19 protein-coding genes and 2 pseudogenes are annotated in these 18353 nt (G+C 72.6%); 1 reads left to right on the top strand and 20 read right to left on the bottom strand.

What is annotated here, in order from left to right; all coding sequences use genetic code 11:
- Nucleotides 1–29: 29 nt before the first annotated feature.
- The 5 genes from ACEZDE_RS28075 to rpsB form a co-directional block, all read right to left on the bottom strand.
- Entirely contained in the window at nt 30–1154 is a 1125-nt protein-coding gene (locus tag ACEZDE_RS28075) for a phosphatidate cytidylyltransferase (RefSeq protein ID WP_380541802.1), read from the bottom strand.
- Nucleotides 1155–1300: 146 nt separating this feature from the next.
- Nucleotides 1301–1858 (bottom strand): ribosome recycling factor, encoded by a 558-nt coding sequence (frr, locus tag ACEZDE_RS28070; protein WP_380541799.1) that lies wholly within the window; start codon nt 1856–1858, stop codon nt 1301–1303.
- 77 nt (nt 1859–1935) lie between these two features.
- Nucleotides 1936–2691 carry a UMP kinase gene (gene pyrH / locus ACEZDE_RS28065; RefSeq protein WP_380541796.1) on the bottom strand — a complete coding sequence of 252 codons (756 nt, stop codon included), beginning with the start codon at nt 2689–2691 and terminating at the stop codon, nt 1936–1938.
- A gap of 179 nt (nt 2692–2870) precedes the next feature.
- The gene (tsf, locus tag ACEZDE_RS28060; protein WP_380541743.1) at nt 2871–3707 is read right to left on the bottom strand and encodes a translation elongation factor Ts; all 837 of its coding nucleotides are present in this window, start codon (nt 3705–3707) and stop codon (nt 2871–2873) included.
- Between the two features lie 140 nt (nt 3708–3847).
- Entirely contained in the window at nt 3848–4786 is a 939-nt protein-coding gene (gene rpsB / locus ACEZDE_RS28055; protein ID WP_380541740.1) for a 30S ribosomal protein S2, read from the bottom strand.
- A gap of 328 nt (nt 4787–5114) precedes the next feature.
- On the opposite strand from rpsB, the pseudogene ACEZDE_RS28050 reads away from it, so the two are divergent.
- Nucleotides 5115–5684, top strand: a pseudogene (locus tag ACEZDE_RS28050) (peptidoglycan DD-metalloendopeptidase family protein); the annotation flags it as partial.
- 119 nt (nt 5685–5803) lie between these two features.
- Here ACEZDE_RS28050 and ACEZDE_RS28045 read toward each other — a convergent pair.
- From ACEZDE_RS28045 to ACEZDE_RS27975, 15 genes and pseudogenes are all read right to left on the bottom strand, one after another.
- Nucleotides 5804–6373 carry a TetR/AcrR family transcriptional regulator gene (locus ACEZDE_RS28045; RefSeq protein WP_380541793.1) on the bottom strand — a complete coding sequence of 190 codons (570 nt, stop codon included), beginning with the start codon at nt 6371–6373 and terminating at the stop codon, nt 5804–5806.
- A 78-nt stretch (nt 6374–6451) separates the two neighbouring features.
- Complete coding sequence (gene whiG / locus ACEZDE_RS28040; RefSeq protein ID WP_380541790.1) at nt 6452–7201, bottom strand: RNA polymerase sigma factor WhiG; 750 nt, start codon at nt 7199–7201, stop codon at nt 6452–6454.
- Nucleotides 7202–7727: 526 nt separating this feature from the next.
- Nucleotides 7728–8791 (bottom strand): annotated as a pseudogene (dprA, locus tag ACEZDE_RS28035) (DNA-processing protein DprA).
- 520 nt (nt 8792–9311) lie between these two features.
- Nucleotides 9312–10916, bottom strand: coding sequence for a YifB family Mg chelatase-like AAA ATPase (locus ACEZDE_RS28030; RefSeq protein WP_380541737.1), 1605 nt, complete (start codon nt 10914–10916; stop codon nt 9312–9314).
- 1 nt (nt 10917) lies between these two features.
- Nucleotides 10918–11289, bottom strand: coding sequence for a YraN family protein (locus tag ACEZDE_RS28025; protein ID WP_380541734.1), 372 nt, complete (start codon nt 11287–11289; stop codon nt 10918–10920).
- A 155-nt stretch (nt 11290–11444) separates the two neighbouring features.
- A complete protein-coding gene (locus tag ACEZDE_RS28020; protein WP_034090139.1) occupies nt 11445–11771 on the bottom strand; it encodes a DUF2469 domain-containing protein in 327 nt (108 codons plus the stop codon).
- Nucleotides 11772–11784: 13 nt separating this feature from the next.
- On the bottom strand, nt 11785–12303 hold the full coding sequence (locus ACEZDE_RS28015) for an NUDIX hydrolase (RefSeq protein WP_380541731.1): 519 nt from the start codon (nt 12301–12303) through the stop codon (nt 11785–11787).
- A 16-nt stretch (nt 12304–12319) separates the two neighbouring features.
- A complete protein-coding gene (gene lepB, locus ACEZDE_RS28010) occupies nt 12320–13030 on the bottom strand; it encodes a signal peptidase I (protein WP_380541728.1) in 711 nt (236 codons plus the stop codon).
- A 162-nt stretch (nt 13031–13192) separates the two neighbouring features.
- Complete coding sequence (gene lepB, locus ACEZDE_RS28005) at nt 13193–14224, bottom strand: signal peptidase I (RefSeq protein WP_380541725.1); 1032 nt, start codon at nt 14222–14224, stop codon at nt 13193–13195.
- Between the two features lie 41 nt (nt 14225–14265).
- A complete protein-coding gene (gene lepB / locus ACEZDE_RS28000; protein ID WP_380541722.1) occupies nt 14266–15294 on the bottom strand; it encodes a signal peptidase I in 1029 nt (342 codons plus the stop codon).
- Complete coding sequence (gene lepB / locus ACEZDE_RS27995) at nt 15278–16003, bottom strand: signal peptidase I (RefSeq protein WP_380541719.1); 726 nt, start codon at nt 16001–16003, stop codon at nt 15278–15280. Before lepB (ACEZDE_RS27995) ends, lepB (ACEZDE_RS28000) begins: the two co-directional genes overlap by 17 nt.
- Nucleotides 16004–16041: 38 nt before the next feature.
- Nucleotides 16042–16392 (bottom strand): 50S ribosomal protein L19, encoded by a 351-nt coding sequence (gene rplS / locus ACEZDE_RS27990; protein ID WP_380541716.1) that lies wholly within the window; start codon nt 16390–16392, stop codon nt 16042–16044.
- 162 nt (nt 16393–16554) lie between these two features.
- The gene (trmD, locus tag ACEZDE_RS27985) at nt 16555–17379 is read right to left on the bottom strand and encodes a tRNA (guanosine(37)-N1)-methyltransferase TrmD (protein ID WP_380541713.1); all 825 of its coding nucleotides are present in this window, start codon (nt 17377–17379) and stop codon (nt 16555–16557) included.
- A gap of 11 nt (nt 17380–17390) precedes the next feature.
- Entirely contained in the window at nt 17391–17999 is a 609-nt protein-coding gene (gene rimM, locus ACEZDE_RS27980; RefSeq protein ID WP_380541710.1) for a ribosome maturation factor RimM, read from the bottom strand.
- A 112-nt stretch (nt 18000–18111) separates the two neighbouring features.
- Nucleotides 18112–18351: an RNA-binding protein gene (locus tag ACEZDE_RS27975; protein WP_030263860.1), complete on the bottom strand. Its 240-nt coding sequence runs from the start codon at nt 18349–18351 to the stop codon at nt 18112–18114.
- Nucleotides 18352–18353: the final 2 nt, after the last annotated feature.

Here is an 18353-nt window from a genome sequence, read left to right as displayed (position 1 = left end):
CGTCGTCGATCCGAGCAGGTCGGCCGGGGTCAGCCGGCTCCGACGAAGCCGACCAGGACCAGCCAGACCACCGGGGCGGTGGGCAGCAGCGAGTCCAGCCGGTCCATCAGGCCGCCGTGGCCGGGGAGCAGCGTGCCCATGTCCTTGATGCCGAGGTCGCGCTTGATCATCGACTCGCCGAGGTCGCCCAGGGTGGCGCTGACCGCGACGCAGGCGCCGAGGACCAGGCCCTGCCACCACTGCCCCTGATCGATCATCAGCTTCATCCCGAGAGCGCCCGCCAGCATGCACAGCAGCACCGCGCCGACCAGGCCCTCGCGGGTCTTGCCGGGGCTGATCCGCGGCGCGAGCTTGTGCTTGCCGAAGCGCGAGCCGGCCGCGTACGCGCCGGTGTCGCTGCACACCGTCAGCACCAGGAACAGCACCACCCGGCGCGGGCCGTCGTCCGCGGCCAGCATCAGCATCACGAAGGTGGCCAGGAACGGGACGTAGAAGGCGGTGAAGATGCCGGCCGTGACGTCCCGCAGGTAGTCCTCGGGCGGTTCGCTCATCCGCCAGACCAGGACCGCCAGGCAGGTCAGCGCCAGCGCTACCAGGGCCGCTTCAGGGCCGCCGAGGTAGGCGGCGACCAGCATGCCGACCCCGCCGACCGCCAGCGGCGGCCTGGGCACGGCGATGCCCTTGGTCTCCGCGAGCCGGCTGGTCAGCTCCCACATGCCGATCACCACGACTGCCGCGACCACCCCGACGAACAGCCACTTCACGATGAAGAGCGAGACCACCACGACCACGCCGAGGCCGAGCCCGACGCCGATGGCGGCGCGCAGGTCACGGCCGCCCTTCGGGGCGGCCGGAGGGGCCGCCGGGGCCGGGCCGTCGGCCGAGGGGTCGGGGAACGGTGCTTGCTGGGACATCGGCGGCGCCTCGGGGTCGTCGCGGAACAGCGGCCCGCTGAGGCGGGTGGCGGCCGGCTCCTGGACACCCGGTCCGGAATCGGGCACCTGTCCGGAGAAACGTTCCGGTGCTGAATGCTGGGTGGCCATGGGGTGAGTCTGCGCCATACCGGCCCCGGAACGCAGCGGGGACTGCTGCGACTGGCCGAGGGCCGGTCCCCCCCAGTGGGGAGGAACCGGTCCGTCGACCACGGGCGGCATCAGCGTGGTGGCCGCGGCGTCCTCGGCGGACCCGGGCAGGCCCGGGTGCCCCGGAAGCACTCCCTCAGCGGGTATCCCGTGGCCCTGCGCTCGGGCCGCGGCGCTGCTGTCACCAGAAGCGGGCCCCCAGAAGGAGTCATCGTTCATCAGACCTCGAGGAGCTCGGCTTCCTTGTGCTTGAGGAGTTCGTCCACCTGCACGACATAGCGCGCGGTGACGTCTTCGAGCTCCTTCTCGGCGCGGCGCACCTCGTCCTCGCCCGCCTCGCCGTCCTTGCTCAGCTTGTCCAGGATCTCCTTGGCCTTGCGGCGCACCGCGCGGATGGAGATCTTGGCGTCCTCGCCCTTGGTGCGGGCGACCTTGATGTACTCGCGCCGGCGCTCCTCGGTGAGCTGCGGGAAGTTCACCCGGATGATCGAACCGTCGTTGGACGGGTTGACGCCCAGGTCCGAGTTGCGGATGGCTTCCTCGATCACCCGGAGCGAGGACTTGTCGAACGGCGAGACGATCGCCATCCGGGGCTCCGGCACCGAGAACGACGCCAGCTGGTTGATCGGGGTCACCGCGCCGTAGTACTCAGCGACGATCTTGCTGAACATCGCCGGGTGCGCACGGCCGGTACGGATCGCGGCGAAGTCGTCCTTGGCGACGGCGACGGCCTTCTCCATCTTCTCCTCGGCCTCAAGGAGGGTCTCTTCAATCACCATGTGCTCCTGTCCGGTGCTACCCGGTCTCGACTCCTGCGGTGCGGGCACTGCGTACGCGTGTGGGTAACGGAGAGTCAGCCCTGGGCCGATTCCCCGCAGATCAACGTGCCGATCTTCTCACTGCGCACGGCGCGGGCGATATTGCCCTCCGCGAGCAGTTCGAAGACCAGGATGGGAAGGTCGTTGTCCTTGCAGAGCGTGATCGCCGTGAGGTCCGCGACCTTGAGGTCCCGCGCGATCACCTCGGAGTATTCCAGGGTGTCGAACTTGACCGCGTCCGGGTTGGACTTGGGGTCGGAGTCGTAGACCCCGTCGACCCCGTTCTTCCCCATCAGCAGCACCTCGGCGTGGACCTCCAGGGCGCGCTGCACGGCGGTGGTGTCGGTGGAGAAGTAGGGCATGCCCATCCCCGCGCCGAAGATCACGACCCGGCCCTTCTCCAGGTGGCGCACCGCGCGCAGCGGCAGGTACGGCTCGGCGACCTGGCCCATGGTGATGGCGGTCTGGACCCGGGTCTCGATGCCTTCCTTCATCAGGAAGTCCTGCAGCGCCAGGCAGTTCATCACGGTGCCCAGCATGCCCATGTAGTCGGAGCGGGCCCGGTCCATGCCGCGCTGCTGCAGTTCGGCCCCCCGGAAGAAGTTGCCGCCGCCGATGACGATGGCCACCTGGGTGCCGCCGCGGACCACGGTGGCGATCTCCCTGGCGATGGCGTGGACGACGTCGGGGTCGACACCCAGACCGCCCCCGCCGGCGAACGCCTCACCGGAAAGCTTGAGCAGCACGCGGCGACGCGGGCCCTCTTCGGCGGCTTCGGCGGTCATCTGCATCGACTCCTCCTGCTGGTGCATGAACTGGTGCGAGCACGCGTACGAGAGGAGGCCACTACCGCGGGCACCGGAACGGATACCTCCACGGCAATGGCCTCCTCGTCGTCTTCACGACTCACATCGTATGGGCGGGCGCCCCGATCGGACGCCCACCGCAGACCTCCGGAACGAGTCCGGGGTCAGGCGCCGACGCGGAAGCGGGCGAAGCGGACCAGCTTGACGCCGGCCTCGTCCAGAACCTTCTGGACGGTCTTCTTGCTGTCCTTGGCGAACGCCTGCTCCAGGACCGCGTTCTCCTTGACGAAGCCCGAGACCCGGCCCTCGACGATGCGCGGCAGGGCAGCCTCGGGCTTGCCCTCCTCGCGCGCGGTGGCCTCGGCGATGCGGCGCTCGTTCTCCAGCGCCTCGGCCGGGATCTCCTCGCGGGAGAGGAACTTCGGGGCGAAGGCGGCGATGTGCTGCGCGACGTCCTTGGCGATCTCCGCGTTCTCCTGGTCGAGCTCGACCAGCACGCCGATGGCCGGCGGCAGGTCGGGGTCGGTGCGGTGCATGTACGCCGAGACGTACGCGCCACCGGTGAACTGGGCGAAGCGGCGGAAGACGATCTTCTCGCCCAGGCCCGCGTTGGCCTCGTCCACGAACTGCTGGACGGTCTGGCCGGGCTTGATCTCGCTGGCCAGCGCGACGTCCAGGTCGGCCGGGGAGGTGGCGGCGACGTGGGCGGCCAGCGCGTTGGCGACCTCCACGAAGCGGCCGCCCTTGGCGACGAAGTCGGTCTCGCAGTTCAGCTCGACCAGGACGCCGGAGGTGCCGCCCTCGAGCAGGGAGACGACGGCGCCGTTGGAGGCGTCGCGGCCCTCGCGCTTGGCAACGCCCTTCTGGCCCTTGATACGGAGCAGCTCGACGGCCTTGTCGACGTTGCCCTCGGCCTCGTCCAGCGCCTTCTTGCAGTCCATCATTCCGGCGCCGGTGAGCTCACGGAGCTTCTTGACGTCCGCGGCGGTGGTGTTCGCCATCTCTCTTCAGTCTCTTCTCGCGTGTGTCGGGGTGAGGTGGTCGGTCCGGGCGTCCGCTCCCCTTCTGAGGGACCGGACGCCCGACACGATGCGAGGGGTACGCCGGCGCTTGCCGCCGTACCCCTCGCCCAGAGCAGCCGTCAGGCCTGGTCGGCCTCGGCGGCGGGGGCCTCGACCTCGGCAGCGGCCTCGACCGGAGCCTCGACCTCGGCGACAGCCTCGGCGGCGACGGTCTCGGTGGCCGGAGCCTCGGCGGCGGCCTCGGCCGGAGCGTCGGCGGCGGGGGCCTCGTCAGCCTTCTTCTCGCCCTCGACGAGCAGCTCGCGCTCCCAGTCGGCCAGCGGCTGGTCGGCGGCCGAGTCGACCTTGGCGTCGCCCTTGGCGGCACCGGAACGGGCCATCAGACCCTCGGCCACGGCGTCGGCGATCACGCGGGTCAGCAGGGTGACCGAGCGGATGGCGTCGTCGTTGCCGGGGATCTTGTAGTCGACCTCGTCGGGGTCGCAGTTGGTGTCGAGGATCGCGACCACCGGGATCTTCAGCTTGCGAGCCTCGCCGACGGCGATGTGCTCCTTCTTGGTGTCGACGATCCACACCGCGGACGGCACGCGCTGCATGTCGCGGATACCGCCGAGGGTCTTCTCGAGCTTGGTGTGCTCGCGCTCCAGGACCAGGAGCTCCTTCTTGGTGAGACCGGAGCCGGGAACGTCGGTGAAGTCGATCTCGCCGAGCTCCTTCATCCGCTGAAGGCGCTTGTAGACGGTCTGGAAGTTGGTGAGCATGCCACCGAGCCAGCGCTGGTTGACGTAGGGCATGCCCACGCGCGTGGCCTGCTCGGCGATGGCCTCCTGGGCCTGCTTCTTGGTGCCGACGAAGAGGACGCTGCCGCCGTGGGCGACCGTCTCCTTGACGAACTCGAAGGCGCGGTCGATGTAGTTCAGCGACTGCAGCAGGTCGATGATGTAGATGCCGTTGCGCTCCGTGAAGATGAAGCGCTTCATCTTCGGGTTCCAGCGGCGGGTCTGGTGACCGAAGTGGACGCCGCTTTCCAGCAGCTCCCGCATCGTGACGACGGCCATGGCCGTACTCCTAGGTTTCTCGGTTGTCCGCGGCGACCGGGAGGCTGCCGCGCCTGACGCCCTGACCGTGCCGGGCCTTGACGGACCGAGTGGCACTTCACCGGGCGGCGGGAACGAGCCGAAACACCGGTGGCAGGGCGTGCGAAGTCGACCCAGCACGCCGGGCCGCGAGTGAAGTGTACGGGAATCGCCGGACCCCGGGCGACCTCCGCCCGGGGCGCCCGGAGGCCACCCTCCCGGGTGACGGAGTTGTGCACAGCCCCCTGGTTGTCCACAGGCCTGACCCGGCAAGCCCGGTGGGGTGCTCGGGGCGGGCAGAGTCGGGGCCATGAACGCACTGAACCCGGCGAACTTCCCGTCCCGACCGCCGCTGCACGACCGCGGGCGGGTGCTGCTGCTGGCCCTCGGCCTGCTGTTGGCCACGGCCATGACCGTACTCGGACCACCGGGGCAGCGGGCGCGGGCGGCTGTCGCTGTTGCTGTGACTGAGCCTGAGCCTGGGCCGTCGTTGGTGTCCGGGGTCTGGCCCGTGGCCGGTGGGGCGGCGTGGGCGGACGTGCTGCGGCGGTTCGATCCGCCGCCGGTACCGTGGGCGGCCGGGCACCGGGGGGTGGATCTGGCCGCGCGGGTCGGCGCTCCGGTCCGTGCGGCGCGGGGCGGGACGGTGTCCTTCGTCGGGGTGATCGCCGGGGTCGGCGTGGTGACGGTCACCCATCCCGGTACCGGGGAGCCGCCGCTGCGCACCACCTACCAACCGGTGCGGGCGGTGCTGCCGAAGGGGGCGGAGGTCACGGCCGGGCAGGTGCTCGGCACGGTCGAGGCGGCGGCGCGGGCCGGGGCAGCGGGCGGGCACTGCCCGGTGAGCTGTCTGCACTGGGGGCTGCTGCGGGGGCGCCGCTACCTCGATCCGCTGGCCCTGCTGGGGCCGGGACGGGTCCGCCTGCTGCCGCTGCGGGCCCCGGCGGCGGGGGCTCGGGAGACGGGGGCTCGGGCGGCGGGGGCGCTGTGGGTGGAGGCTCAGTGCGTGGGGGCGTCCGTCACACCGCGTAGCACCATGGCGACGGTGGCCTCGGTGACGGCGGTCGCGTCCTCCGCCGCGCCCAGCTCCAGCCGCTTGACCGCTGCCTGGACCACGCCCTGCAGCAGCACCGCGGTCAACCCCGGCTGCTGGTGGCCCAACTCGGCCAACGCGCTGACCACCAGGCCGACGAACTGCCCGTGCGAGGCCCGGATCCGCTCCCGGGCGGCGTCGTCCAACTCCCCCGCGGAGATCGCGGCCAGGGCCCGGTGGCGATGGTCGCCGGCCAGTGCCAGCTGGGCCCGGACATACGCCTCGACCCGCTGCTGCGGCGTCGCGGCGAGCGCGACCGCGTCGGCGATCTCCGCGGCCCAGACCGGGAAGTCCACCGCGCACAACTCCTCGACCACGGCGGCGCGGGAGCGGAAGTACTCGTAGACGGACGAGCGGGCCAACCCGGTTCGCGCGGCGAGGGCGGGAAAGGTCAGCGCCTCCATCCCGCCCTCGGCGAGCAGCGCGCGGGCGGCGTCGAGCAGGGCCTCGCGCTGGAGTCGGCGGTGCTGGGCCAGAGTGGCGGCGCGGATCTTCGGCACGGCGACAGTTTAGGGCCTGCGACTGTACGGGGGAGCTGGGGCAGCGCGGAGGGGTCAGCGGGCGTCGGAGAGTTTGGCGCGGAGTTGCAGGACGGCCTTGGTGTGGATCTGGCTGACCCGGCTCTCGGTCACGCCCAGCACCTGGCCGATCTCGGCCAGGGTCAGGCCCTCGTAGTAGTAGAGGCTGACCACGGTCTTCTCCCGGTCCGGGAGGGTGTTGATGGCCCTGGCCAGCAGTCGGCGCAGCTCGCGGCCCTCGGCCACCTCCACCGGATTGTCCGCGGCGGTGTCCTCCAGCGTGTCCAGCAGGCTGACCCGGTCGCCGCTCTCCCCGCCCGGGTGCAGCAGTTCGTCCAGGGCGACCACGTTGGCCAGCGAGAGCTGGCTGAAGATGGTGTGCAGATCCTCCAGCGGGATGCCCATCTCCGCAGCGACCTCGGGGTCGTGCGGGGTCCGCTTGAGGGTGACCTCCAGCGTGGCGTAGGCCCGCTCGACCGCGCGGGCCTTCTGCCGCACCGAGCGGGGGATCCAGTCGAGGGCGCGCAGTTCGTCGATGATCGCGCCGCGGATGCGGCTGATGGCGTAGGTCTCGAACTTGATCGCGCGTTCCGGGTCGAACTTCTCGATGGCGTCGATCAGTCCGAACACCCCGGAGGAGACGAAGTCCGCCTGTTCGACGTTGGCGGGCAGGCCCACCCCGACCCGGCCCGCGACGTACTTGACCAGCGGCGAGTAGTGCAGGATCAGTTGCTCACGGAGCCGCGGGTCACCGTGCGCCTTGTAGGCCCGCCAGAGGTCGTCCAGGGCCCGCCGGGAGGGCGGGGACGCCTTGGTGCTGCCGTCCGGGGCGGACGCGGGCGCCGGCACCGTCCTGGCCAGGCCGACCGCGCCGGTCGGAGCGGGGAGGGCGGCCGGGGGGACGTGTGCCGTGGGCGCGGTCGGCGGGGTGGTCGGCGGGAGCGCGGTTGACGGGAGGGCGGCCGACGGCGGGGCGGCTGGCGGGAGGGCGGTTGGCGGCGGGGTCTGCGGGACGGCGGGCGCCGCGCGGGTGCGGGAACGGGCCCCGGGGATGTACTGGGCTTCGCCCTGGGACGCCACCCGCCGTGCGCGACCCGGCCGCGGGCGCTCGTCGGTGGCGCGGGGCTCGTCCCCGGGGAAGCTTGAGTACATGCGCATTCGTCGTCTTGTGCCGTTCTGCTGATCCATCGGCCGCGTTCGGCCGAGCGGTTGTGAGCGTAGCGTGACCGAGTGGTCTCTGACTGCTATGCACAACGGGCGCTCGCTCGATCAGGTGGGCCGCGGCGGGCTCGTGATCACGACGCGCCGGGGTTCAGGCGAGCCGCCAGTGCGAGCCGCAGCGCTCCACCAGCCCCAGCGAGCCCAGCTCGTAGAGGCGTTGCAGCACCGCGTCGGCGGCCAGGCCGCAGGCCCGGACCAACCGTTCCACCGGCGCGCCGAGCGGGCCCGCCGGGATGCCCTCCAGCACCTGCAGCGTGTCGCCGCTGAGCGCGTCGCGAGGAAGCATCGGCCCCCGGCGCGTCGGGGCCAGGTCGGCGCCGATGCCGCCGACCAGCTCGACCACCTCGGCGGCGTCGGTGACCAGGGCCGCGCCGGAGCGGAGCAACGCGTGCACCCCGGACGAGAGTTCGCTGGTGACCGGGCCGGGAACCCCCATCACCAGGCGGTTCAGGTCCCTGGCACGACGCGCGGTGCTCAGCGCGCCGCTGCGGCGGGCGGCCTCGACCACGACCGTCCCGCGGGTGAGCGCGGCGATCAGCCGGTTGCGGAGCAGGAAGCGGGGCTTGGTGGGGTGGGCGCCGAGCGGGAGTTCGCTGACCAGAAGGCCCTGTTCGGCGATCCGTGCGAGCAGGGTGGCGTGGCCGCGGGGTAGATCTGGTCGACGCCGCAGGCCAGGACTCCGATGGTGACGCCGGTCGCGGCGAGGGCGCCGCGGTGCGCGGCGGCGTCGATGCCGTAGGCACCGCCGGAGACCACCACCCAGGCGCTGTCGGCGAGGTCGGCGCCGAGTTCGCCGGCGACGTGGGCGCCGTAGGCGGTGCAGGCCCTGGCCCCGACCATGGCGACGGAGCGCAGTGCCAACAGGCGCAGGGAGGCGCTGCCGCGGACCCAGAGTGCGATCGGGCGGGCCGGGCCCAGGTCGTCGAGCTGGCTCGGCCAGTCCAGGTCGCCGGGGCAGACCAGGCGGACGCCGAAGCGTCGGGCCTGTTCCAGGTCGTCGGCCGGGGCGATGGCCGCGGTGCGGGCCCGGTAACCCTCGGCTCTGCGGCGCAGTGCGGCCGGGAGGTCGCGGCCCTGGGTGAGCCGCTCGGCGGTCTCGACCGGCCCGTACTGCTGCAGCAGCTGCCAGGCGCCCTCGTCCCCGGGCTCGACCATGCGGCTGAGCGCGGCCCTCGCCACCCGCTCGGCGTCCGGCGCGGCGGCGAAGGCGGGGGTGGGTGCGGGGGCGGGGGTGGGCGCGAAGGCGGGGGTGGGTGCGGGGGCGGGGGCGAGTGCAGGTACGGGTGCGGAGGCGGGCGGCGGCTCGGCGGCGGGCTCTGGGCTGCGCCGGGTGGCGTCCGGCCCGTTGCCCTGCGGCGCGGCGGGGTCCGCCCCGGCGGAGTCCACATCAGCAAGGTCCGGCCCGGTGGGGTCCAGCGCAGCTGAGTCCAGCGCAGCGGGGTCGGGGTCCAGCACGGTGGTGGTGCGGGGGTCGTCGGTCAGCAAGGGTCTGCCTCGGGTGGTGGGGACGGGGACGGGGCTGGGGTTCAGCGACCGGCCAGCGGCTGCCCGGGGAGGGGTCAGCAGCTGGCCGGGGTGCGGAGGGGCGGCGGCCGACCGGGAAGGGTCAGCCGCAGGCCGGGGAGGGGGCAGCGGCCAGCCGGGGAAGGGGGCCGGCCGCTGGTCGCAGTCGGCCTCAGTGGCCCGGTAGGGCCGCTCCTCGGGTGAAGCCGGTGCGGAGGGCGAGGGCGGTGCGGACGTGGTCGCGGTCCGGGCTGTCGCGGGCGGCGAGGTCCGCGGTGGTCCAGGCGACGCGCAGGACCCGGTCCAGGCCGCGGGCGGTGAGCAGGCCGCGCTCCATGTCCCGCTCGGCGTCCTGGAGCGCGCCGGGCGCGAGCCGCCACCTGGTGCGCAGCTCATGGCCGGGGACCTCGCCGTTGGTGCGCCAGGGGGTGTCCCTGAGCCGGGCGGCGGCCCGTTCCCTGGCGGCCAGGACCCGCGCGGCGACCACCGCGGTGGTCTCGGCGGTGGCGTCGCGGTCCATCAGTTCCAGCCGGGTGACGGCGTCGACCTCCACCCGGAGGTCGACCCGGTCGAGCAGCGGTCCCGACAGCCGGTTCTGGTAGCGGGTGACCATGCTCGGCGTGCACTCGCAGCTGTCGCCGCGCCGCGACCAGCGGCCGCACGGGCAGGGGTTCGCGGCGAGCAGCAGCAGGAACCTCGCGGGCAGCCGCAGCGAGCCCGCCGCACGGGCGACCACCACCTCGCCGGACTCCAGCGGCTGCCGCAGCGCGTCCAGCACCCGGACCGGGAACTCCGGTGCCTCGTCCAGGAACAGCACGCCGCGGTGGGCCAGGGAGACCGCGCCGGGGCGCGGCAGTCCGCTGCCGCCGCCGACGATGGCGGGCATCGTGGTCGAGTGGTGCGGGGCGCAGTAGGGCGCGGACCTGACCAGCGGGCGTCCGGGTGGGAGCAGCCCGGCGATCGAGTGCACGGCGGTGACCTCCAGCGCCTCGTCCGGGCCGAGCGGCGGCAGGATGCCGGGGAGGCGCTCGGCGAGCATGGTCTTTCCCGCTCCCGGCGGGCCCTTCAGGAACAGGTGGTGTCCGCCCGCGGCGGCGATCTCCAGGGCGCGGCGGGCCTCGTACTGGCCGGCCACGTCGGCGAGGTCGCGGAGGTCGGCCTCGTCGGCCCGGCCGCGGACGCCGAGGCCGGGCAGCGAGAGGCCGGCCAGGGCATGGTCCGGCAGGCCGGGGACGGCGGGTTCGGGCTCGTCCTCGGCCAGGGGCACCCCGGTGAGCAGAGTGATCAGCTGACGGAGCGTCTGCACGCCGTGGACCGTGACGCCGGGCACCAGCCCGGCCTCGGCCGCGGTCTGCCGGGGGACCACGACCTGGTCGTACCCGGCGTCCGCGGCGGCCAGCACGGCGGGGAGCACCCCGCGCACCGGGCGGACCCGGCCGTCCAGCCCCAGCTCGCCGATCAGCAGCAGTCGCGCGATGGCGGCGGGGTCGAGCCGCTCGGCCGCGGCGAGTACCGCGCAGGCGATGGCGAGGTCGAAGCCGCTGCCGCTCTTGGGCACCGAGGCGGGCGAGAGGCCGACGGTGAGCTTGCGCTGCGGCCACTTCTCGCCGGAGTTGACCACGGCGGCGCGGACCCGGTCCCTGGCCTCGCTGAGGGCCTTGTCCGGCAGCCCGACGATGGTGAACGCGGCGACGCCGGGCTCCAGGTCGGCCTGGACCTCGACCACCACGCCGTCGACGCCGAGCAGCGCGACCGAGCCGGTGTGGGCGAAGGCCATCTCAGCCCACCGCCCCGGGCAGGTGCTCGACCCGGGCCGCGCCGCGGGCCGTGTGCACCACGCTGACCAGGTCGATCCGCACCCCGCCCGGCGGTGGCGGGGCCTGCCAGCGCTCGTCCAGCCAGCGGGCGGCGAGCAGGGCCAGCCGGGCCGCCTTGGCCGCGTCGACCGCCTCGGACGGGGCCTGGAAGCCGTGTTCGGTACGGGTTTTGACCTCGCAGACGGCGAGGGTGTCGCCGTCCAGCGCGACGATGTCCAGCTCGCCCTGGCGGCAGCGCCAGTTGCGCTCCAGGACGGTGAGCCCGGCCGCGGCGAGATGGCGGGCTGCGGCGTCCTCGCCGTAGCGGCCGAGGGCCTGTGTGCGTGCGGTCACCACGATCACCTCCGCTCGGCAATCTGCCGGGTCGGGGGGCGTCGGGCCAGCGGCTCAGGGTCGGCTGTGGACAGCTCGGGGGGTGTGGAAAACTCCGCCGCCCGGAGGGGTGAACCGGGCGGCGGAGCATTGACAGCTGACCGTGCGACCGCCGGTCAGGGTCCGAAGCCGGCCTCGTCGGAGGGCAGCTCCAGGTCGCTCTTGGCGAGCTCCTCCACGTTGACGTCCTTGAAGGTCAGCACCCTGACCTTGCGGACGAAGCGAGCCGGTCGGTACATGTCCCAGACCCAGGCATCAGCCATGGACACCTCAAAGAACACCTCGCCCTGGACCGAGTGCACCTGCAGCTCGTAGTCGTTGGTGAGGTAGAAGCGGCGCTCGGTCTCGATCACGAACTTGAACAGCCCGACGACGTCGCGGTACTCCCGGTAGAGCTTGAGCTCCATCTCGGTCTCGTACTTTTCGAGGTCCTCGGCACTCATCCCCACGTTCCCCTCAGCTGTGCGTACGTTGGTCCATTGTGGACCACTGGGTGGGGCTCGGTAGCCGTACCGGAGGGTCCGGCGGTTCGCCGTCGAGCAGGGCGGTCAGCAGCGGGCCGAGGCCCTCCGGGTAGACGGTCTCGGCGGTGGCCGCCAGCTCGGCCGAGGTCCACCAGCGCAGCTGGTCCACGGTGCGCAGTTCCAGCTCGGTCTGGCCGGACGGGTCCAGTGCCGTGGTGCCGGTCCTGCCCAGGAAGTACCACTCATCCTGGTCGAAGTCGCGGCCGTCGAAGCTGAAGGCGGTGGCCCGGCGGGCGACCAGCGGACCGAGGGCGACGTCCCTGATCCCGGTCTCCTCGGCGACCTCGCGCCGGGCCGCGTCGGCGAGCTCCTCGCCCGGTTCCACTCCCCCGCCGGGGGTGAACCACCAGTCCCGTCCCGGCACCAGCGGATCGAAGCCGTGCAGCAGCAGGATCCGGTCGGCCGGGTCGAGCAGCAGCACCCGGGCGGCCCTGCGGCGCAGCACCGTCATCCGCGCCTCCTCGCGTTCACTGCCTGCGGAGTTTCCGCAAGCGTCCTCCGACCGTACCCACAGCCGCGGTCAGCAACACCAGGGCGGCCCCGCCGACGACCGCGCAGACCAGCGCCGCCAGCGGGCCGTGGGCGGTGGCATCGGGGCCGGGGACGGCGTCGAGGGCGCTGGTGCGGGCGATCGTCCCGGCCCGGCCCAGCGGCCAGACCCTCCCCTCGACCCTGGCGACCACTGCGGAGTCGGGCACCGTCCCGTCGAGGACGTCCAGGTGGGAGCGGGAGTCGAGGGAGACCGCGCGGTTGTCGCCCATCAGGAACAGCCGCCCGGCCGGGACGGTGACGCTGAAGCCCGTGGCGGAGGTCAGCATGCCGCCGGGGGCCAGGTAGGGCTCGGTCAGCGGGATGCCGTCGACCGTGGTCCTGCCCTTGCTGTCGCAGCAGGCGACCTTGTCCCCACCGACCCCGATCACCCGTTTGACCTCGTCCGTGTTCCCCCAGACCGGGTCGTTGAAGATCACGATGTCGCCGCGGCCGACCGCGCTGCCCTTGACCGGGTGCGCGAGCAGGGTGTCGCCGGGCTGCACGGTCGGCTGCATCGAGTCGGTCGGCACCGAGTACGGCCGGTACTGGATCGCCAGCACGGCGAACCCGCCGAGCATCGCGATCAGCCCGATCGCGATGCCGAGGCCCTGCAGCAGCCCGCCCGGACGCAGCCGTCGTACCGACATGGTGGTTCTCTCCTCAGCCGTGGCAGACCTGGCAGCCGCGGCAGCCGTGACCCGACGTCGAACCTGGGCAGACCGAAGGCCGCAGGACGTCCCAGCAGATTACTGGTCGGTACTGCGGCCTTCGCAAGCGGTTCCGGGTAAGGCTTTGTCCGGGTGAGGCGGTCAGTCCTGGCGCTCCGCCGCGGCGGAGCGGCGCAGCTTGCGCAGCCGGCCCCTGCGGTACAGCCAGGTCAGCGGGACGGCGCCGATCAGCCCGGCCGCGCCGGGCTCGTTGACCAGGGCCGCGCCGACCGGGCCGCCGGCCTGGGTGGTGATGCCGGGCTGGCTGAAGGTGCTCGGGATCGGCAGGGTGGACCAGTGCGAGATCGGCCAGGCCACCACGATGGCGCGGCCGACCACGTCGCTGTCCGGCACCGAGCCGCCGCCGGGCTCATCCATGTGGTAGCGCGAGTCCAGCGAGTCGTTGCGGTGGTCGCCCATCACCCAGATCGAGTTGGCGGGCACCTTGAACGGGCCGAAGTTCTTGTCGCCGCAGGGCGTCGCGCCGGGGTAGATGTACGGCTCGGTCAGCGGCTTGCCGTTGACGTAGACCGGCCCGGTGCCGTTGCAGCTGACGGTGTCCCCGCCGACCGCGATGACCCGCTTGATCAGGTCCTTCTCGTTCGCCGACGGCATCAGGCCGATCCAGCTGAGCACGTCCTGCAGGCCCCGGATCACCGAGTTGCTGCTCTGCGGGGCGGTCGGCTCGTCGGAGAGCCAGTTGCCGGGGTCGTGGAAGACGACGACCTGGCCGCGCGAGGGCTTGTCGCCGAAGTGCGGGGTGAGCTTGTCCACCAGGACCCGGTCGCCGACCTGGAGGGTGTTCTCCATCGAACCCGAGGGGATCGAGAACGCCTGCACCAGGAAGGTCTTGATCAGCAGGGCGAGCACCAGCGCGACCACGACCAGGATCGGCAGCTCCTTCCAGAAGGAGCGCGGCTTCTTCCGCTTCCCCGCCTTGAGCGGGCCTGCCTCACCCGCGGGCTCGGCGTCGAGCAGGTCGTCCGCGTCGTCCCTGTGCGGGGCCGACGATCGTTCGGTCCGGTCGTTGTCGGCGTCTCCGCGCCCGGTGTCGTCCACGGACTCCACGGTACGGTCCGTCGAGTCCTCGGGCTCACCGACACCCGAGTTGGGCCCGATCACCAGATCCCCCACTTCATCTCCCTCAGTCGCCATACGGTTCACGTCCGCGCGGTTCACATCCGCTCGAATCGCCGCGCCCATCGACGTCTCGCCGTGCGGGACAGAGTCGCAGCCAAACCCATAACGAGCGGAAGTTCCCCGGGAAGCGGTCCCAGGGCCGCTGCGGACGATACTTGACGAAGACTTTGATCTGGCGCGGGGGGCGCTGCCGCGCCGACGGCCCCGCCCGGCGGCCCGGCGGCGGTCGCCTGGATCGACTGCGACGGCAGGGTGCGCCAGTGCGACAGCGGCCAGATCACCGCGACGGCCCGGCCCACCACGTCCTTCTCCGGGACGAACCCGCCGGTCGCGTCGGACATGTGGTAGCGGGAGTCGGCCGAGACGTCGCGGTGGTCGCCCATCACCCAGAGCTTCCCGGCCGGCACGGTGACCTTGAAGGAGATCCGGGACGGCGGGTTGCCGGGGAACACGTACGGCTCGTCCAGCGGCTTGCCGTTGACCAGCAGCCGACCCTGGCTGTCGCAGCAGGCGACGGTGTCGCCGGGGACGCCGATCACCCGCTTGATCAGGTCGCGGTCCGAGGGCAGCAGGCCGACGAAGGTGAAGGCGGTCTTCACCGCCCCCAGCACCGGGCCGCTCTTGGGCACCGGGTCGTCCTTGAGCCAGTTGTCGGGGTCGTTGAAGACCACCACGTCACCGCGCTTCGGCTGGGCGCCGAACCACGGGGAGAGCTTGTTCACCACCACCCGGTCGCCGATCCCGATGGTGGACTGCATCGAGCCCGAGGGGATCGAGAACACCTGGACCAGGAAGGTCTGCAACAGCAGCGTGATCGCCAGGGCGACCACGACGATCAGCGGTATCTCGCGCAGCAGCGAGCGCTTGCGGCGGCGGCTGGCCCGCTTGGCGGCGCGGCGCCGCTCGGCCCGCCCGCGCTCGGCGCGGGCCCCGGGCGTACGGTCGCCGGTCGCAGCGGGAGCTCCCGCGTCGGCGGTCCGGAGCCGCTCGGCGGATATCGCCGGGGCGGTCGGGGAACCGGCGGCGGAGGGCGAGGGCTGCCTTGACCTACCCCTGGTGCCCACGGCCGGCGTCCTTTCGCAGTTCCGACGCCAGCTCCGCGAAAGCCTGCGGACGGTCCAGCGAGCGCCAGCGTCCCACTGGGAACACCACCCAGTCGACCCTTCCGGTCACCTTGTCGACCGGGACGAAGCCGCCGCCGGGATCGCCCAGGTGGTCCCGGGAGTCGCGGGAGTCGGAGCGGTGGTCGCCGAGGACGAAGAGGCGGTCCGCCGGAACCTTGATCGAGAACCGCACGGTCGAGGGAGCGTCACCGGGATAGAGGTACCCGCTCTCGTCCAGCGGCACACCGTCGACGGTCAACCGCCCCTGCGGATCGCAGCAGACCACGGTGTCCCCGGCCACCCCGATCACCCGCTTGACGAAGTCGTCGCCCGAGCCGTCCCCCTGCTCCTCCCCGCCGTCGTCGACGAAGGAGCCCCGGCCGTCGAAGACCACCACGTCGCCGCGCTGCGGCCGACCGCCGAATCGATACGCCAGCTTGTTCACCACGACCCGGTCTCCGACCCGCAGCGTCCCCTCCATGGAGCCGCTGGGGATGCCGAACGGCTGCGCCACGAAGGTGTTCACCAGGGCCAGCACCAGCGCGCAGACCGCGCCCAGCAGCAGTACGTCCCGGAGCAGGCGGCGGACGGCAGAGGACCGCGGCTCCGCCTCCCGACCGTCAGGGTCGGTGGCGCAGTCGCGGTCCTCGGGCGCTTGCTGTGTATCCATCGCCGCAGCAGCTTAGGTCACCGCGGTGTGAGGGATGTTCAGCGGTCGCGCTTCTCCTTGATCTTGGCGGCCTTGCCGCGCAGGTCGCGCAGGTAGTACAGCTTGGCGCGACGGACCGCGCCGCGGGTCACGACCTCGATCTTCTCGACGATCGGGGTGTGCACCGGGAAGGTGCGCTCCACGCCGACGTTGAAGCTGACCTTGCGGACCGTGAAGGTCTCGCGCAGGCCGTCGCCCTGGCGGCGGATGACGACGCCCTTGAACTGCTGGACTCGGGAGCGGCTGCCCTCGATGACGCGGACGTGCACGTTGACGGTGTCACCGGGGCGGAACGCGGGGATGTCGGAACGCAGCGAAGCCGCGTCGACGGCGGTGAGCAGGTTGCTCATGATCTGTCTCCATCACAGGCGCCACGGGCCACCTGCGGAATGTCGTCCGAAAAGGGGTGTGCTGGTGTGCCGCTCGGTTGGCGGTGTCTCCCCCGTGGCAGGGGCACCGGGCCTACCGCAACCACCGGGGTGGACGGACGGCCGAGGACAGGCAGCAAGGGCCTATTGTTCCACATCGACCGCCGTGGGCAGAAATCGCCCGCGGTCCTCGTCCCAGTGCAGGCCCAACTCGGCCAGGGCGCGCAGGTCGTGCTTGTCCATCGCGCCCCGCTCCCAGCGGCCGACCAGGTCCGGGCGCATGGCGAGGGTACGGGCGAAGGCCTGCTCCCGGCGCCAGCGGGCGATCCTGCCGTGGTTGCCGCTGAGCAGCACCTCGGGCACGGCCCGGCCGCGCCACTCGGCCGGCTTGGTGTACACCGGGCCCTCCAGCAGGTCGGCCATCCGGCCCGGCGCGAAGGAGTCGTCCTGGTGCGACTCGGCGTTGCCGAGCACACCGGGCAGCAGCCGGGCCACCGCCTCCACGATCACCAGCACCGCGACCTCGCCGCCGGCCAGCACGTAGTCGCCGATCGACACCTCGACCACCGGCATCCGCGCGGCGGCCTCCTCGATCACCCGGCGGTCGATCCCCTCGTACCGGGCCGGGGCGAAGGCCAGCCAGGGGCGTCCGGCCAGCTCCTGGGCCAGCTCCTGGGTGAACGGGCGACCGCTGGGGGTGGGCACCACCAGGGTCGGCGCCGGGCCGTCCGCGGGACCGGCCGAGCCGAGCACGCCGTCCAGCGCCGCGGCCCAGGGCTCGGGCTTCATCACCATGCCGGGGCCGCCGCCGTACGGGGAGTCGTCCACGGTGCGGTGCACGTCGTCGGTGTGCTCGCGCAGCCCGTGCAGCCGGACGTCCAGCAGGCCGCGGGCGCGGGCCTTGCCGACCAGCGAGACGTTCAGCGGCTCCAGGTACTCGGGAAAGATGGTGACGACGTCGATCCGCACGGCCGCCGCTCCTACTCGGACTCGTCGGCGGACGGGTCGGCGGCAGCGGCGCCGTCGTCGGACTCACCGTCGTCGGACGCGTCGTCGCGCACCGAGTCGACCACCGCGGCGGCCGGGTCCAGCAGCCCCGGCGGCGGGGTGAGCACCGCGCGCCGCCGCTTGAGGTCGATCTCCGGGACGATCTCGGTGACGAACGGCACCAGCACCTCGCCGCCGTCCGGGCGGGTGACCGTCAGCAGGTCCTGGGCCGGGAGGTGGGCGATCGAGGTCAGCTCGCCGACCGCGGTGCCGTCGGCGAGGACCACGGCCAGGCCGATCAGCTGGTGGTCGTAGAACTCGGCCGGGTCCTCCGGGGTCTGCTCCGGGTCGACCTCGGCGATCAGCAGGGTGCCGCGCAGGGCCTCGGCGCCGGTGCGGTCGGTGACCCCGCGGAAGCTCAGCAGCAGCCGGCCGCTGTGCCAGCGCGCGTCCGCGACGGTGAGCGGTCCGGCGCTGGCCGGGTCGGTCAGCAGCGGGGCGCCGGGGGCGAGCCGGGTCTCCGGCTCGTCGGTGCGCACCTCCACCGTCACCTGCCCCTTGATGCCATGGGCACGGCCGATCCTGGCCACGACGAGCTGCACGGTGATCTCTCTCCTGGAAGTCCTGGAAGTCTGTTCGGAAAAGACTCGGGGCCGGTCGGGACGAGTGTCCCGACCGGCCCCGAGGTGGTGCCCAAGGCTCTGTACCTGTGGCTTATCGCACGCCGTCCACGTCGACCAGGTCGACGCGGACACTGCGACCGCCGAGAGCGGTGACCACGGTGCGCAGTGCGCGCGCCGTGCGACCGCCTCGGCCGATGACCTTGCCGAGGTCCTCGGGGTGCACCCGCACCTCGAGGATGCGGCCCCGGCGCAGTTCTCGCGAACGCACCTGGACCTCGTCCGGGTTCTCGACGATGCCCTTCACCAGGTGCTCGAGGGCTTCCTCGAGCATGA

This window comes from Streptacidiphilus cavernicola (genome assembly GCF_042510955.1).
GTDB lineage: Bacteria > Actinomycetota > Actinomycetes > Streptomycetales > Streptomycetaceae > Streptacidiphilus > Streptacidiphilus cavernicola.
The sequence above is the reverse complement of the archived record's forward strand: the minus strand, read 5'-3'. Positions and strand labels throughout refer to the sequence as shown.

Coding starts and splice junctions, on each gene's coding strand:
- ACEZDE_RS28075 (WP_380541802.1), bottom strand. CDS start 1,154: ATGCCGCCCGTGGTCGACGGACCGGTTCCTCCCCACTGGGGGGGACCG.
- pyrH (WP_380541796.1), bottom strand. CDS start 2,691: ATGCAGATGACCGCCGAAGCCGCCGAAGAGGGCCCGCGTCGCCGCGTG.
- tsf (WP_380541743.1), bottom strand. CDS start 3,707: ATGGCGAACACCACCGCCGCGGACGTCAAGAAGCTCCGTGAGCTCACC.
- rpsB (WP_380541740.1), bottom strand. CDS start 4,786: ATGGCCGTCGTCACGATGCGGGAGCTGCTGGAAAGCGGCGTCCACTTC.
- ACEZDE_RS28030 (WP_380541737.1), bottom strand. CDS start 10,916: ATGGCCTTCGCCCACACCGGCTCGGTCGCGCTGCTCGGCGTCGACGGC.
- ACEZDE_RS28020 (WP_034090139.1), bottom strand. CDS start 11,771: ATGAGTGCCGAGGACCTCGAAAAGTACGAGACCGAGATGGAGCTCAAG.
- ACEZDE_RS28015 (WP_380541731.1), bottom strand. CDS start 12,303: ATGACGGTGCTGCGCCGCAGGGCCGCCCGGGTGCTGCTGCTCGACCCG.
- lepB (WP_380541728.1), bottom strand. CDS start 13,030: ATGTCGGTACGACGGCTGCGTCCGGGCGGGCTGCTGCAGGGCCTCGGC.
- lepB (WP_380541719.1), bottom strand. CDS start 16,003: ATGGATACACAGCAAGCGCCCGAGGACCGCGACTGCGCCACCGACCCT.
- rplS (WP_380541716.1), bottom strand. CDS start 16,392: ATGAGCAACCTGCTCACCGCCGTCGACGCGGCTTCGCTGCGTTCCGAC.
- ACEZDE_RS27975 (WP_030263860.1), bottom strand. CDS start 18,351: ATGCTCGAGGAAGCCCTCGAGCACCTGGTGAAGGGCATCGTCGAGAAC.